Origin of the sequence: Amycolatopsis sp. NPDC001319, assembly GCF_042896185.1 — a bacterium.
Lineage (GTDB): Bacteria > Actinomycetota > Actinomycetes > Mycobacteriales > Pseudonocardiaceae > Amycolatopsis.
This window is the reverse complement of sequence record NZ_JBIAWY010000009.1, coordinates 293,009-306,696: the sequence shown is the minus strand read 5'-3', so window position 1 is coordinate 306,696 and position 13,688 is coordinate 293,009. Positions and strand designations below refer to the sequence as shown.

Annotated in this window: 15 protein-coding genes; 3 read left to right on the top strand and 12 right to left on the bottom strand. The window is 72.7% G+C overall.

The genetic code is table 11. From position 1 onward, the window contains the following. Positions 1-100: 100 nt before the first annotated feature. Genes ACFY1H_RS32540 through ACFY1H_RS32520 form a run of 5 tightly spaced genes read right to left on the bottom strand, consistent with a single transcriptional unit; the run spans position 101 to position 5,049 of the window. A complete protein-coding gene (locus ACFY1H_RS32540) occupies positions 101-2,119 on the bottom strand; it encodes a glycosyltransferase (RefSeq protein ID WP_386952800.1) in 2,019 nt (672 codons plus the stop codon). Beyond that, complete coding sequence (locus tag ACFY1H_RS32535) at positions 2,116-2,274, bottom strand: hypothetical protein (RefSeq protein ID WP_386952797.1); 159 nt, start codon at positions 2,272-2,274, stop codon at positions 2,116-2,118. The genes ACFY1H_RS32540 and ACFY1H_RS32535 overlap by 4 nt, the downstream gene beginning before the upstream one ends. Continuing rightward, on the bottom strand, positions 2,271-2,900 hold the full coding sequence (locus ACFY1H_RS32530) for a DUF998 domain-containing protein (protein WP_366582757.1): 630 nt from the start codon (positions 2,898-2,900) through the stop codon (positions 2,271-2,273). Before ACFY1H_RS32530 ends, ACFY1H_RS32535 begins: the two co-directional genes overlap by 4 nt. Positions 2,901-2,956: 56 nt before the next feature. Next, positions 2,957-4,360 (bottom strand): ATP-binding protein, encoded by a 1,404-nt coding sequence (locus ACFY1H_RS32525; RefSeq protein ID WP_386952794.1) that lies wholly within the window; start codon positions 4,358-4,360, stop codon positions 2,957-2,959. After that, on the bottom strand, positions 4,357-5,049 hold the full coding sequence (locus ACFY1H_RS32520) for a response regulator transcription factor (RefSeq protein WP_366582755.1): 693 nt from the start codon (positions 5,047-5,049) through the stop codon (positions 4,357-4,359). Before ACFY1H_RS32520 ends, ACFY1H_RS32525 begins: the two co-directional genes overlap by 4 nt. Before the next feature lie 147 nt (positions 5,050-5,196). On the opposite strand from ACFY1H_RS32520, the gene ACFY1H_RS32515 reads away from it, so the two are divergent. Together ACFY1H_RS32515 and ACFY1H_RS32510 are read left to right on the top strand one after the other, a co-directional pair. Beyond that, positions 5,197-5,898 (top strand): phosphatase PAP2 family protein, encoded by a 702-nt coding sequence (locus tag ACFY1H_RS32515; RefSeq protein WP_386952791.1) that lies wholly within the window; start codon positions 5,197-5,199, stop codon positions 5,896-5,898. A gap of 9 nt (positions 5,899-5,907) precedes the next feature. Next, positions 5,908-6,474 (top strand): Chromate resistance protein ChrB, encoded by a 567-nt coding sequence (locus tag ACFY1H_RS32510; protein ID WP_366582753.1) that lies wholly within the window; start codon positions 5,908-5,910, stop codon positions 6,472-6,474. A gap of 22 nt (positions 6,475-6,496) precedes the next feature. On the opposite strand, the gene ACFY1H_RS32505 is transcribed toward ACFY1H_RS32510, so the two are convergent. From ACFY1H_RS32505 to ACFY1H_RS32475, 7 genes are all read right to left on the bottom strand, one after another. Continuing rightward, positions 6,497-6,709 carry a hypothetical protein gene (locus ACFY1H_RS32505; RefSeq protein ID WP_386952788.1) on the bottom strand — a complete coding sequence of 71 codons (213 nt, stop codon included), beginning with the start codon at positions 6,707-6,709 and terminating at the stop codon, positions 6,497-6,499. After that, the gene (locus ACFY1H_RS32500) at positions 6,706-7,461 is read right to left on the bottom strand and encodes a COG4280 domain-containing protein (protein ID WP_386952785.1); all 756 of its coding nucleotides are present in this window, start codon (positions 7,459-7,461) and stop codon (positions 6,706-6,708) included. The genes ACFY1H_RS32505 and ACFY1H_RS32500 overlap by 4 nt, the downstream gene beginning before the upstream one ends. Positions 7,462-7,518: 57 nt before the next feature. Further along, positions 7,519-8,613, bottom strand: coding sequence for an ABC transporter ATP-binding protein (locus ACFY1H_RS32495; protein ID WP_386952783.1), 1,095 nt, complete (start codon positions 8,611-8,613; stop codon positions 7,519-7,521). After that, on the bottom strand, positions 8,610-9,947 hold the full coding sequence (locus ACFY1H_RS32490; protein ID WP_386952780.1) for an ABC transporter permease: 1,338 nt from the start codon (positions 9,945-9,947) through the stop codon (positions 8,610-8,612). Before ACFY1H_RS32490 ends, ACFY1H_RS32495 begins: the two co-directional genes overlap by 4 nt. Then, the gene (locus ACFY1H_RS32485; RefSeq protein WP_386952777.1) at positions 9,896-10,423 is read right to left on the bottom strand and encodes a hypothetical protein; all 528 of its coding nucleotides are present in this window, start codon (positions 10,421-10,423) and stop codon (positions 9,896-9,898) included. The genes ACFY1H_RS32490 and ACFY1H_RS32485 overlap by 52 nt, the downstream gene beginning before the upstream one ends. Positions 10,424-10,434: 11 nt before the next feature. Beyond that, positions 10,435-11,055, bottom strand: a complete 621-nt coding sequence (locus ACFY1H_RS32480) for an ABC transporter substrate-binding protein (protein ID WP_386952774.1) — start codon at positions 11,053-11,055, stop codon at positions 10,435-10,437. Between the two features lie 665 nt (positions 11,056-11,720). Next, entirely contained in the window at positions 11,721-12,785 is a 1,065-nt protein-coding gene (locus tag ACFY1H_RS32475; protein ID WP_366582745.1) for a putative sulfate exporter family transporter, read from the bottom strand. A 140-nt stretch (positions 12,786-12,925) separates the two neighbouring features. Here ACFY1H_RS32475 and ACFY1H_RS32470 point away from each other — a divergent pair, with 140 nt between their 5' ends. Then, positions 12,926-13,681: a GntR family transcriptional regulator gene (locus ACFY1H_RS32470; protein ID WP_366582744.1), complete on the top strand. Its 756-nt coding sequence runs from the start codon at positions 12,926-12,928 to the stop codon at positions 13,679-13,681. Positions 13,682-13,688 lie beyond the last annotated feature (7 nt).

The window sequence follows — 13,688 nt, the reverse complement described above, 5'->3', positions numbered from 1 at the left end:
ACCCGGTGTCCGCCGAATTGGCCGCGATTTTGCTGTGCCCTGGCCGAATCCGGCGATGGGTCTCGGCGAAGTCCCGGCCGGGCCCGTCGCCCCGGCGCGCTCACGCCACGGACGGCTCGCGCCGCTCGGTTTCCGTCGGCTGCGCCGCACCGCAGGCCTGGCGGTACACGGAGACGAAGCTCTCGAGCGTGCCGGCGAGATCGTGGCGCGCCACCAGTGCTCGGCTCGCCGCGCCCATCGACGCGCGGGCGCCGGGATCGCCGGCCAGCTCGTCGAGGCGGATGGCGAGGGCGTCGACGTCGCCCGGTGGGTAGAGGTGGCCGTTGACGCCGGGGCGCACGAGGTGCGGCAGCGCCATCGCGTCGGCCGCGACCACCGGCAAGCCGGCCGCCATCGCTTCCATGGTGGCGATGCTCTGCAGTTCGGCGGTGCCGGGCATGCAGAAGATCTGACAGCAGGCGTAGATGCGGACGAGGTCGGCGTCCGGGACGAAGCCGTGGAAGCAGACGCGGTCGGCCACACCGAGCTCGGCAGCGAGGCTCGTGAGCGCGGCCCGGCACGAGCCGTCGCCGACGATCTCGGCGCGAAGCCGCGGCAGGCGGGCGACGGCGCGGATGAGCTCGTCGACGTTTTTCTCCGCGTCGAGGCGGCCGACGAACAGGACCGCGACGTCACCCGTGGCCGGTGTGGCGCGCTCGGCGTAGTGGGCGAGGTCGATCCCGCACGAGATGACCCCGACGGGACGTTCGAGCCCGTTGCGGGCCAGCAGTTCGGCGGCCCGGGGCGTCGGTGTCGTGACGGTCCCGACGGCGCGGTACACGCGCACCAGGTCGCGCCAGCCGACGCGGATCAGCGCGCGCCGGACCGGCTGCGGCAGCCGGACGTAGCCGAGGAGGTTCTCGGGCATGAAGTGGTTCGTCGCCACCGTCGGGATGCCCCGGCGGTGCGCGGCGGCCAGCAGGGCGCGTCCGACGGAGAAGTGGGACTGGACGTGGACGACGTCGGGCCGCACCCGGTCCAGCACGTCTTCCGCGGCCCGGCGCGCGCCGCCGGGGGTGCTGATCCGGAACGTCGGGTGGAACGGCGTCCCGAAGGCGCGCGCGTCGTGGACGGTGAGGCGGCCGTGGTCCGCGTCGTCACGGCGGGGCCGGGGTCGCAGCACGTGGACGTCGTGTCCCAGGCCGGCCAGGCCGTGGGCGAGCCGGGCGGTGAAGTGGGCGGCGCCGTTGATGTCGGGCGGGAACGTGTCGGCGCCGAGCAGGATCCGGAGTCCGGAGGTGGGCATCGGGGTTTCCTTGTCGTGTTCGGTGGGACTGCTGAGGGAGCCGGCCAGCACGAGCACGCCGAGCACGGCGACCAGCGCCAGGACCAGGCGGGCGGCGGCGAGTGCCGGCACGAGGTGGGGTGCTTCGCCGTAGAGCAGCTGGTCGGCGACGACGGCGGTGAGGGGGTCGAGCACCGTCGTGGCGGCGACCACGACAGCGGTGGGCCCGGCGGCGTGGGCCTGCTGGAGCAGCCAGCCGCCACCGGCGATCAGCGCCCCGCCTGCGAGCGCGAACCCGGCCGCCGCCGGCAGGTGGGGCAGGCTGAGCGCGGCCGCCCGCAGCACCGCGGCACCGAGGCCGAACAACACGGCCGCGGCGGCGGCGCGCCCGAGGCACCGCGCGCGGCCCCGGCAGGCGAGCCCCGCCACGGCCACCGCCGGCCCGGCCAGCACGGCGAGCACCACGGCACTCGTGGTGATGTCCGCGTGCGGGACCGGTGCGGACGCCGAGGTGAGCACGAACCCGGCGACCGCGACGCACACGACCGCCGCGGCGACGCGGATCCGGCGCGCGGTCACCGCGCCTCGCCCGGCGAGCACGGTCAGCACGAGGCTCAGCACGCCGAGCGGCTGCACGACGGCCAGCGGCGCGAGCGACAACGCGGTCAAGTGCAGGGCGGTGCCGGTGACACCGAGGAGGACCCCCGCCCGCCACGTGCGCGACCGCGCCAGCCGCGTGAGCTCGACCCGGCCCGTGACGCTGCTCCGGGTCTGGACGGCCTTGTGTTGCAGGGCAACGGATCCCGCGAAGAAGCACGCGCCGAGCAGAGCGAAGCCGACGGCGAGGAGGGTCATCGTGCCGCCCTCCGCACCACCAGCGCACTGGTCACCAACGCGCCGACTTTCGCGGCGACCGCGGCTCGTTCGAGCAAACCTTGGGGCAACTCGGCGACGAACTGCGCAAGCCCGAACGCCACCGCGGTGGCGAAGCCGACGGCGAGGAGGGTCATCGGGCCACCGCCCGCACCACGAGCGCGATGGTCACCAAGGTGCCGAGCTCCGCGACGAGCGCCGCGCGTTCCAGCAGCCCCTCAGGCAGCTCGGACACGAACTGCGCAAGCCCGAACGCCGCCGCCGTGGTGAAGGCGAGCCGGCCGCACGAGCGGACTCGCCGCGCGTGGCGGGCCCATCGGGGGTCGGCGCGCAGGAGCCGCGCGAGTGCGCGGCAGGCCAGGGGGAGGCACGCGAACAGCACGGCGCCGCCGAAGCGGTGGATTTCGCCGTGCAGCGTGACGACGGTGGTGCTGGGGTTTTCCCGGAACAGCACCACGAGGAACAGCCCGGCCACCCACAGTCCGAAGAGGACGGACACGGCGCTGTTCCGGGGCAGTCCCGCCAGCTGGGCCGCCACGACGAGGGCGAGCCCGCCGGCGAGCACGAGCAGCACGGCGATCGTGAACAGGGCCCGGCCCGAGCGGTGCAGCGCGTAGTCGCTCACCGGGTCGCGGAACGGGTCGACGCGGTGGGCGAACCCGATGGTCAGCCCGCCCACCAGGGCCAGCGCCGCCGTCCACAGCCCGATCGCGGTCCACGCGATCGGGCTGACCCGAGCGGGCCGGGGCGAAGTGGTCGTCACCCCGCCCACGATCGTGAGCCCGGATGAGGAAACGATGAAGATCGAGCCCGGTTTGGTTAAGAACCCCGCACGGGCAGGGCCAGCTCGAAGCGAGCCCCGCCGCGCTCACCGTTCGACGCGCGCACCCGGCCGTGGTGCTGCGCGACGACCTGGTGCACGATCGCCAGCCCGAGCCCCGATCCCGGTTGTGCCCGAGCGGACGCGGCCCGGTAGAAGCGTTCGAACACGTGCGGCAGGTCGGTGTCGGGGATGCCCGGGCCCTCGTCGGTCACCACGAGGTGCGCCTCGCCCGGCCCTGCGGCGAGGGTGACGGTCACGGTGCCGCCGCGCGGGCTCCACTTGGCGGCGTTGCCCAGGATGTTCAGCACCGCGCGTTCGAGCGCGGCCGGCCGGCCCCGGACCACGACGGACTCGGCGGCTTCGGTGGACAGGTCGAACCGGATCCCGGGCGCCCGCGGCCGCGCCCGGTCCACCGCGGTGCGCACGACGTCGGCGAGCTCCACGTCTTCCACGTCTTCGGGTGAGTGGTCCCCCGTCGCCAGCTCGACCAGCTCACCGACCAGGTCGGTGAGCTCGGCGGACTGCGTGTCGAGGTCGGTCAGCAGGCGGGCGTGGTCGTCCGAGGGCAGCCCGGACCGGGTCTGCGCGTGGATGAGCAGCTCGATGTTGTTGCGCAGGCTGGCCAGCGGCGTGCGCAACTCGTGGCCCGCGTCCTCGACCAGGCGGCGCTGTTCGTCGCGCGAGGTGGCCAGCGCGGCGAGCATCTCGTTGAACGACTCGGCCAGCTTCGCCAGCTCGCCCCGGCCCTTCACGGTGATCTCGGCCGCCAGCGCCTGGGTGCGCGCGACCTCGCCGGCTGCCGCGGTCAGCGTGTCGACCGGGCGCAACGCCGTTTTCGCGACCGCGCGGCCGATGAGCGCGGCGACCAGGACCCCGGCGAGACCGACCAGCAGTTCCCACAGCCCGAGGTCGGCCAGGGTGTGCTCGACCCCCTCCGAATCTCGGGCGACCTGCACCGCGCCGCCGGCCGGACGCGCGGCGATCCAGACGCGGTAGCGGTCCGACCCGATCCGGTCGACCTCGGAGCCGACCGAGATCGCCCCGGCCGCGACTTGCCGTGCCTGAGCGCCGACCGGAAAGGCGCTCACTTCGCCGGCGTCCCCGGTGGGCGCGCCGGCGGCGTCGACGAACTGGACGGTGAGGCCGACGCCGTGTCCCGGGTCCGTGCTCCGGCCGTCGCGGTCGGCCGAGCGCAAGGTGGCCAGCGCGTCGGCCGGCGACGCGGATTTAGCGGCCACCTGGGCGTAGGCCTGCAGCTGCGCGTCGAACTGCCGGTAGAGGCTCGCCTGCGTCACCAGCCACGAGGTGAGCGACACGGCGACCACGGCCACGGCGACCGCCGCCACCACGAGCACGGTCAGCCGGGCCCGCAGCGTCAGCTCCGGGAGCCGCCGTTTCACAACGGGTCCTCGCGCAGCACGTAACCGACGCCGCGCACGGTGTGCAGCAGCCGTGGCTCTCCCCCGGCTTCGAGCTTGCGGCGCAGGGAGCCGACGTACACGTCGAGGCCGTTGGACGCCGCGCCGAAGTCGTAGCCCCAGACCTGTTCGAACATCACCGCGCGGGTCAGCACGTGGCGCGGGTTGCGCAGGAAGGTCTCCAGCAACGAGAACTCGGTGCGGGTGAGGCGAAGCGGGCGCGATCCGCGGGTGACCTCCCGTGTCGAAGAGTCGAGCAGCAGGTCGGCGAACGACAGCGGTGGCGGCAGCTCGGTCGTGGCGGAGGCGTAATCCGTGCGGCGCAGCAGGGCGCGAACCCGGGCGAGCAGCTCCTGCAACGCGAACGGCTTGACCAGGTAGTCGTCGGCACCGGCGTCGAGGCCGGCCACACGGTCGTCGATGCCGGTGCGGGCCGTGAGCATCAGGATCGGGACGTGGTTTCCTTCCGCCCGCAGCAGCCGGCAACTGTCTATGCCGCCGAGGACCGGCATGGTCACGTCGAGGATCACGCCGTCGGGCCGCTGCGACCTGACCAGCTCCAGCCCGCGCGCCCCGTCCGAAGCGACCGACACCGTGTACCCCTCGAACCGCAGGGTGCGCGACAGCGAGTCCCGCAGCGCGGCTTCGTCATCGACGATCACGACGTGCACTCGCGCCTCCGGTCTCTTCCACCGCAAGCTACCGGCGCGTGGCTGAGCGGACCGTCAGCGTCCGGTTAGCGGCCGGTTAAATCGGCTTGCGAAGCCGTTGACCTCGCGCGAACCTCCCGTTGGTCGTCGGGGACCTAGAGTCGAGCCGTGCAGCCGACCGCGGAACCGGAGGCCGGCGGCCGGGTGCTGGCCCCGGCCGTCGCCGAGGTCGCGACGCTGGTTTTCCTGCTGCTGACGGTCTCGGCGTTGGGAATCCTGCCGTGGACGAAGGGATTCGACCTCGGCGTGCACTCGTGGGTCGTCGCGCACCGCTCCGCCGCGGTGGTCTCGTTCGCCGCGGCCCTGACGAGCACCGCGTCCTCGGCGTTCGCCGTGCCGGCGGTGTTCGTCGCCGCGCTCGCGCTGACGCGAGGCTCACTCGGTCCGCGGCTGACGCGCGCCGCCCTGGTCACCGGGGTCGTCGGGTTGGGCGTGTTGTGCCGGTTCGGGCTCTCCGCGCTGATCGCGCGGCCGCGCCCGCCCGAGACCGACTGGGCGGTCGCCGCGGCGGGCCAGTCGTTCCCCTCGGGCCACACCTCGGACGCGATCCTGGCCGCGGGCGTGCTCGCGTGGCTCGCGGCGCAACGGCTGCGCGACCGGCCGGTCCTGCGCGCCGCGTTGTGGGTCATCGCGGGCACCTACGTGGTGGCGATCGCGTGGACGCGGGTGTACCTCGGCGTCCACTGGCCCACCGACGTGATCGGCAGCATCGCCTTCGGAACCGCGTGGCTGTGCGGCGCTCTCGTCGCCCGCCGGACCCTGCTGCCCGGCGGCCGTTCCGGCGCGGAGCCGACGTCCGCGCCCGACTAGGCTGAGGTCGTGTCGGACAACCTCGACCCCACCGCCGCTCACGAGAAACCGGGCTGGCTCGTCCTGATCTACCGGGTGCCCTCGGAGCCGACCCGGCTGCGGGCGGCCGTGTGGCGCCGGCTCAAGGGACTCGGGGCGATCTACCTGCAGAACTCGGCCGCGGCGTTGCCCGACAGCCCCGAAAACGGCCGGGCCCTGCGCAAGCTGCGCCACGAGATCCTCGACATGACCGGCACCGCGGTGCTGCTCTCGTGTGACGTGCTGGCCGGCGAGCAGGAGGTGCTCGCCGCGTTCCAGGCCGCGCGCGACGACGAGTACGAAGAGATCGTCGACAAGTGCCAGGACTTCCACCAGCAGCTGGACAAGGAGTACACGGCGAACCACTTCACCTACGCGGAGCTGGAGGAGAACGAGGAAGACCTCACCAAGCTGCGCAACTGGTTCGCCAAGATCGCCGTGCGCGACGTGTTCGGCGCCCCCGGCCGGGCCGCGGCCGAAGAAGCGCTGCAAACGTGCGTGGACGCGCTGGAGAAGTACGCCAGCCGCGTCTACGACGAAGAAGCCGAGAGCCGCTGACCGGGCCGGCGGCTCCCGTCCTTCAGCTCGCTCGCCGCTTCGCGCGGACGACCCGCCAGACGCTGACCGGCAGGACGAGCACCACCGCCACCGGCAGGATCCACCACGCCGGGATCCCCGCCGCGGCCGCGAAGTAGGTCACGACCAGCGCCACGACCACGGCGAGCGCCGCCCGCCAGTCGTCACCGACGATGAAGTCGTACCAGAACGCGCCGAACCTCTTGAGCCACCTCATCGAGCCCCCTCCAGTCCCGCCGCGACGGCGGTCCGGCGCCGCAGGACGGCCACGAGGCCGAGTGCGAACACCGCGATCGCCGGCACCAGCACGAGCAGCGCCGCGTCGGAACCCGGCCAGGACGCGCCCGCGCCCTCGCTGCCCCAGTAGACGCCGAACGCCGTGAGCATCACGCCGACCACGAACTTCATCGAGTTCTCCGGCACCTTCGCCAGCGGCGCGCGGACCGCGAACCCCGTGACCACCACGACCACCACGGCGGCCGCGGCGGCGATCGCCGCGAGCAGCACGTTGCCCTGGTTGCTGCCGAAGGTGATCGCGATGAACGCGACCTCGAGCCCTTCCAGGAACGTGCCCTTGAACGACAGCGTGAACGCGTACCAGTCGCGGACCCCGGGCCGGCGTTCACCGCCGACGGCCTTCGCCGCGGCCAGCTCCCGGCCGTAGATCTCGTCCTCGTCGTGCAGGGCTTTCAGCCCGCCGGCGCGCAACACGGCCTTGCGCAGCCACTGCAGGCCGAACACGAGGAGCAGGCCGCCGACGACCAGCCGCAGGCCGGTGAGCGGCACGTAGGTCAGCGCCGGCCCGAGTGCCGCGACGATCACCGCGAGCACGACCAGCGCCGCCACCACCCCCTGCCCGGCCGAACGCCAGTCGCGGGCCGTGCCGGCCGACAGCACGATGGTCAGGGCTTCGACCGCCTCCACCGAACAGGCGAGAAAAACCGCGACGAACAGCGCACCGCCGCTCATCGCCACCTCCTTACCCGGGCTCACGCCCGCTACTCCAGCTGCTGATTCTAACAGCCGTTAGACCTGTTCCATAACATCTGCGATGCACCCGTCCGAAGTGAGGACGACGCGGACTTCGGAGCCGCGCGGCCACGGACGTTCGTCGAACACGGCGGTGAGCTCGCCGCCCGCGGTCGCGACGACGTGGTCGTAACCGCGGCCCCGGTAGGCCACGTCGACCACCGAGCCGTCGAGGGAGCCGTCCTCCCCCACCTCCCGGTGGGCGACGATGCGCGTCGCCGCCGGCCGGATCAGCAGTCGCGTGCCGTCGCCGGGGCGCAGGTCGCCGACGGCGCGGGCGCGCAGGCGGCGCTCACCCGTGTCGAGCACGACGTACTCACCGTCCACCCGGGCGACCGTGGCCGCCAGATCGGCGGCGAGCCCGGTGAACCGGGCGACGAAGCGGTTCGCCGGGCGCAGGTACACCGTCTCCGGGCGGGCGTACTGCACGAGCCGGCCGTGGTCGAGGACACCGATCTGGTCGGCGAGCGCGAACGCCTCGGACTGGTCGTGCGTGATGTACACGACGGTCGCGCCGCTTTCCCTGGCCAGGGTGGCGATCTCGACCCGCACTCGCTCCCGCAGGTCGGCGTCCAGATTGGACAGTGGCTCGTCGAACAGCAGCAACGACGGGCGGCCGACCAGCGCCCGGCCCAGCGCGACGCGCTGCTGCTCGCCGCCGGACAGTTCGCTGGGAAACCGCGTCGCGTAGTCGCCCAGGCCGACGCGCTCCAGCATGGCCGTGGCCCGCTTCTCCGCCTCGGGCCGAGCGATCTTCTTGCGCCGCAACGGGTACGCGACGTTGTCCGCGACGGTCAGGTGCGGCCACAGCGCGTAGTCCTGGAACACCATCGCCAGCTCGCGCCGTTCCGGCGGCACGTGCAGCGTGTCGCCGGCGACCAGGCGGTCGCCGAGCAGGATCCGGCCGCCGTGGACGCGCTCGATGCCCGCCACCGAACGCAGCAACGTGGATTTGCCGGAGCCCGACGGGCCGAGCAGGACCACGAACTGCCCGGCTTCGGCGACGAGGGACACCTCGTCGAGCGCGGTCTGGGTGCCGTAGCGCTTGACCAGGTCCCGGAGCTCGAGCCTGGTGGCCGTCGTGGTGTTCACCGGTGCTCCCAACGTCGCCACCCGGCCGGCGTCAGCAGCCGGAACAGGCCCAGCGCCACCCCGATCACCAGGAGGATTCCCAGACAGGCCACCACGAGCGTCGCCGTGCCGCCGGCGAAGTCGTAGCCGTTGACCAAGGTGGTCACCGCCACCGACAGCGGTTGCTGCCCCGGCGGGTAGAGCATCGCCGCGAGCGGCAGCTCCAGCAGCCGGTCGGCGAAGGCCAGCAGCCACGCCCACAGCAGGCTGCCGGACAACAGCGGCAGCACCGTGGACTGCCACGCCCGCGCCGGACCCGCGCCGTGCACCCGGGCGGCGACCAGCAGCGAGTCCTGCAGCTGCGCGAACGATCCCGTCAGCAGGCGCGAGGTGGCGGGCAGCGCGCCGGCGAGCAGCCCGATCACCAGCAGCGTGAGGGTGCCGTAGAGCTGAATGCCCAGCGAGGTCACCAGCGGCAGGTTGTAGGTGAAGATGTAACCCGCGCCGAGCACGATCGCGGGCAGCCCGAGCGCCGCGAGCAGCAGCAGGTCCAGCGACGCGGCCGTCCTCCCCCGCGCAGCGGAGCCGCGGCGGGAGAGCAGCCGGGCGATCAGCATCCCACCGGCCAGCGCGAGCGTCGCGGTGATCACGGCGAGCCGCACCGACAGCAGTACCGGCGCCAGCAGATCCGCGCGTTCGAACACCTGCCGGTACGCGTCGAAGGTGAGGCTGTGCGCGGTCAGGGTGCCGAAGTTGCCCAGCAGCGAGGCGAAGACCGTGCCCAGCAGCGGAACGCCCAGCGCCAGCAGGAAGAACGCGGCCAGTCCCGCGAACGCGGCGGGCTTGCGCCAGCCGTGCAGCGCGACGACTCGCACCGGACGGGTCCGGCCCGACAGCACGGCGTAGGACTTGCCGCGCGTTGCCGCACGCTGCGCGAGCATGGCCAGCGCGACCAGCACCATCAGCAGCCAGCCGATCGCCGCGGCCGTCGGGTAGTCCGACGGGAACGTGGTGACCGCGTCCGCGAGCGCGAACGTCGCGATCGGGAAATGCGCGCCGGCGGCCAGCGTCGAGGCCACGCCGTAGTCGCTGATCGCCTCGGCGAACACGATCGCCAGCGCCGACCACAGCCCGGGCGCGAGCAGCCCGATCATGATCTTCGCCCGCGACCACGGACCGGCGCCGTGCACGCGGGCGGCGTCTTCGAAATCGCGGCCGAGGCCCCGCACGACACCCGACACGGCGAGGAACGCGAACGGCACGCCCCGGCTGCCCAGCACCCAGATGACACCGGCCGGTCCCATCACGAGGTCGCGAAGCCACGGAACGTCGCTGCCGAACAGCCCTGCCAGCACACCATCCTTTTCGACCAGTCGCGTCCAGCCGAGTGCCTCCAAATAGGACGGAGCCAGCAGCAGCGCCCAGATACCCAGCCGCACACCGGCGCGGCGAAGACCTTGGCGCGGCCGAACAGCAGCGCCAGCACCGTCCCGAACGCCGTCGCGACCAGAGCCGACGCGACGCCGGTGACGGCGGTGTTCAGCAGGGCCTGCAGGTTGTTGCCGCGCAACGCCGTCGCGAACGGGGCCAGGGTGAACCAGGCGTCGCCCTGGCCGAACAGGCGGGGCGTGAGCGCGACGAGCAGGAACCCGAGCACGGGCACGAGCAGGACGGCGAAGACGGCGACGGATCCGCCGAGCCCGGCCAGCCGCGGCAGCGCTCGCCGAGCTCGGTGCAGTGCGCAGACCCCGGGGCTGCCGAGGTGCGGCCGGACGTCCGGCGGCGCGGCCGTTTCGCGGCGGCGCGGGGCCACGGTCGTGTCGAGGTTCATCACGGATTCCGTCAGTGCACGATGTTCTGCGTGAACCAGCTGTCGATCTCGCTCTCCTTCGGGCCCCACGCGTAGGGATCCACCGTCTGGTAGGAGATCGTGTCCAACGCGGGCAGCGCCGGCAGCGGGTCGACCCCGGTGATCGGCGGCCAGTACAACGAGTCGCCGGTGGCGTCGCCGGCGAGCATGGCCCGCTGCCCGGCCGGGCTGACGACGAACTGGAGGAACTTCTTCGCCTCGTCCTGCACCGCGGCCGGCGCCTTCGCCGCGATCGCCAGGTTGCTCGGCAGCAGGCTCACTTTGTTCAGGTACGCGATCTTCAGCGCCGGGTTCTTTTTCACCGACGAGTACGCCGACGAGCTCTGCGCGAGGTCGAGCTGGATCGACCCGGTCGCCAGCGCGTGCGACGCCGCGGGGTTGTCGTCGAACACCTGCAGGCCGTTGGTCTTGAGCTGCGAGAAGAACGCCTTGCCCTGGTCCTCACCGCCGAGCTGGCTCATGGTGCCCGCGACGAACGGATAGGTCGGGCCCGAGATGGCCGGGTTCGGCATGCCGACCTTGCCGCGCCACTGCGCGGACGTCAGCTCCTGCCACGTCTTCGGCGGCGCCGGCGTGCGCGAAGGGTCGTACACCAGCGCACCGGCCAACGTCAGGCCAGTGGGCACGTAACTGGCGTCCTTCGGGATCACCGATCGGCGCGGGCGCGGTCCACGGCGCGGTCACCGTGACGCCCTTGAGCAGCATGCCCTGGGTGTCGAGACCGGCGAAATGCGCGTCACCGTCGGCCCACAGCACCCCCCACTGCGGGTTGGACCTCTCGGCGGCGACCTTGGCCAGCAACGGCCCCGTGCTGTCGGACACCAGCTTGACCTGCACGCCCGTCGCCTTGCTGAAGGCGTCGAGCACGCCCTGCGTGTACCCCTGGGCGGAGTAGACGACCAGCGGCGGCGCCGACGCCGCCCCGCCCGCCGAACCGCTCGGCGAGCTCCCGCAGGCCGATGACACCGCCGCCACCGCGGCCACCGCCGCTGCGACGACGGCTCGGCGCCGGATGCGTGTTCCCATGCCAGTCCCCTTACGTGGAGGCGGTAGCTAACAACCGTTACATCACGCTAGTGACGAAGGTTGCCACGCCAGGGTGACGAAGGTTGCCGGTCAGGGAACACGGAGTAATCACTGTGGAGAAAAGTCGTTGTCTGGCAACGGTCTAACCCGCGGTTTGCCTGCCGCTAATCCACGGCGGCCGGCAACGGCACGAAGCCGGCCGGCCGCGGGGACCTTTCAGGAAGAATGACTGTCAGAGCGAGCCGGTCACCGCTTGCAGGCCCAGGCTCGTGGCGGCGACGGCGATCCACAGCACGCCGCCGAGCAGGAGCGGGCGGGGGCCGGCGCGGCGCATGTCCGCCAGGCGCAGGGAAAGGCCGATGCCCGCCAGCGCGGTGGTGATGAGGAACGTGCCCAGTGTGGACAGTGCGGGGTGCCAGGACGCGGGCACGACACCGAGGCTGTCGAGGGCGGCGGCGGCGACGAAGCCCACCAGGAACAGCGGGACGATGCGCCGCCACGGCATGGCGCGGATGCTGAAGCCGGCGTCGCCGGGGTTCTGGCGCGCTTCGCGGCGGGCGGTGAGGAACGCGAGCACGATCACGATGGGGATGAGCGTGAGCGTCCGGGTCAGCTTCACGACGATGCCGTACGACCCGGCGTCGCCGCCGTAGGCGAAGGAGGCCGCGACGACCGAGGAGGTGTCGTTGATGGCCGTGCCGGCCCACAGGCCGAAGCTGTGCGAGCTCATGCCGAGCAGGTGACCCAGCGGCGGGAACAGCAGCACGGCGGCGATGTTGAAGGTGAAGATCGTGCCGATGGCGTAGGCGACGTCCGTCTGCTTCGGCTTGATGACGGCGGTGGTGGCCGCGATCGCGGACGCGCCGCAGATGCCCGTGCCCACGCCGATGAGGGTGCGTGTGTCGCGCTCGATGCCGAGCCGGCGGCCCAGCAGCCAGGCCCCGCCGAGGGCGACGGTGAGCGTGCCGAGCATGACGGGCAGCGACTGCACGCCGACGCGGACCACTTCCTGCAGCGACAGCCCGGTGCCGAGCACGACGATCGACAGCTGGAGCACCGGCTTCGAGGCCACGCCGTAGCCCGGCGCCCACCGTTGCGCCCGCAGGCCCGGCACGAGGGCCGCGGCCAAGGCGCCGAGCAGGATGCCGAACACCGGCCCGCCGACGATCGGGACCAGCGAACCCAGCCCCGTCGCAACCCCGGCGACGACCAGCGCCACCAGCAGCCCCGGAGCGGCCTCGGCGACGCGGTCACGCGCCGGGTGCCGCTCGACGGGGCGGTCCTGGGTGGCGGTCACCGGGCACCCGCTCGTTCGTGTGTCCGCATCGACACTCCCCTCCCGAGTCTGCCCGCGTCCAAATGTACGTACATTCAAACTAGATTATGTCCGCACATTTGGCTACCGGTAGTGTCGGGCGAGACAGTCCGGAGGAGGCCATGGCCCCACGCACGCTGAGCCGCGCCGGCTCCGAACCGCTCTGGCGCCAGCTCCAGCGCGAGCTGCTGACCAGGCTCGACGCCGGCGAGTTCACCGAACAGTTCCCGGGCGAGCTCGCGCTGGCCGAGGAGTACGGTGTCAGCCGCCACACCGTGCGCCAGGCCCTGCGCCAGCTGCGTGCCGACGGCGTGGTCGTCGCCGAGCGCGGCCGTCAGCCGCGGGTCGCCCCGCCGGCCGAGATCGCCCAGCCGCTGGGCGCGCTCTACAGCCTGTTCACGTCCGTCGAGGCCGCAGGCCTGGCGCAGCACAGCATCGTCCGCACGTTCGACGTCCGCGCCGACGCGCTGGTCGCCGAGCGCCTCGACCTCGAAGCCTCGACGCCGCTGGTCTACCTGGAGCGCCTCCGCCTGGCTGGCGACGAGCCGCTGGCGATGGACCGCGTGTGGCTCCCCGCCGACGTCGCGAAACCGTTGCTGCAGGCCGACTTCACGCACACCAGCCTCTACGGCGAGCTCGCCCGGCGCACCGGGATCCGCCTCGACCACGGTCGCGAAGAGGTGCACGCCGTGATCCCCACCGCCGCCGAACGCGCCCAGCTCGCCTGCGCCCACGACGTCGCGGCCTTCGCGATCAACCGCCTGAGCCACTCGCAGGGGCGCCCGATGGAGTGGCGCCACACCCTCGTCCGCGGCGACCGCTACGCGCTGACGGCCGAGTTCTCCGCGGCCGGGTACCGGCTCGTCAGCCAGTCCTGAGGCGCTC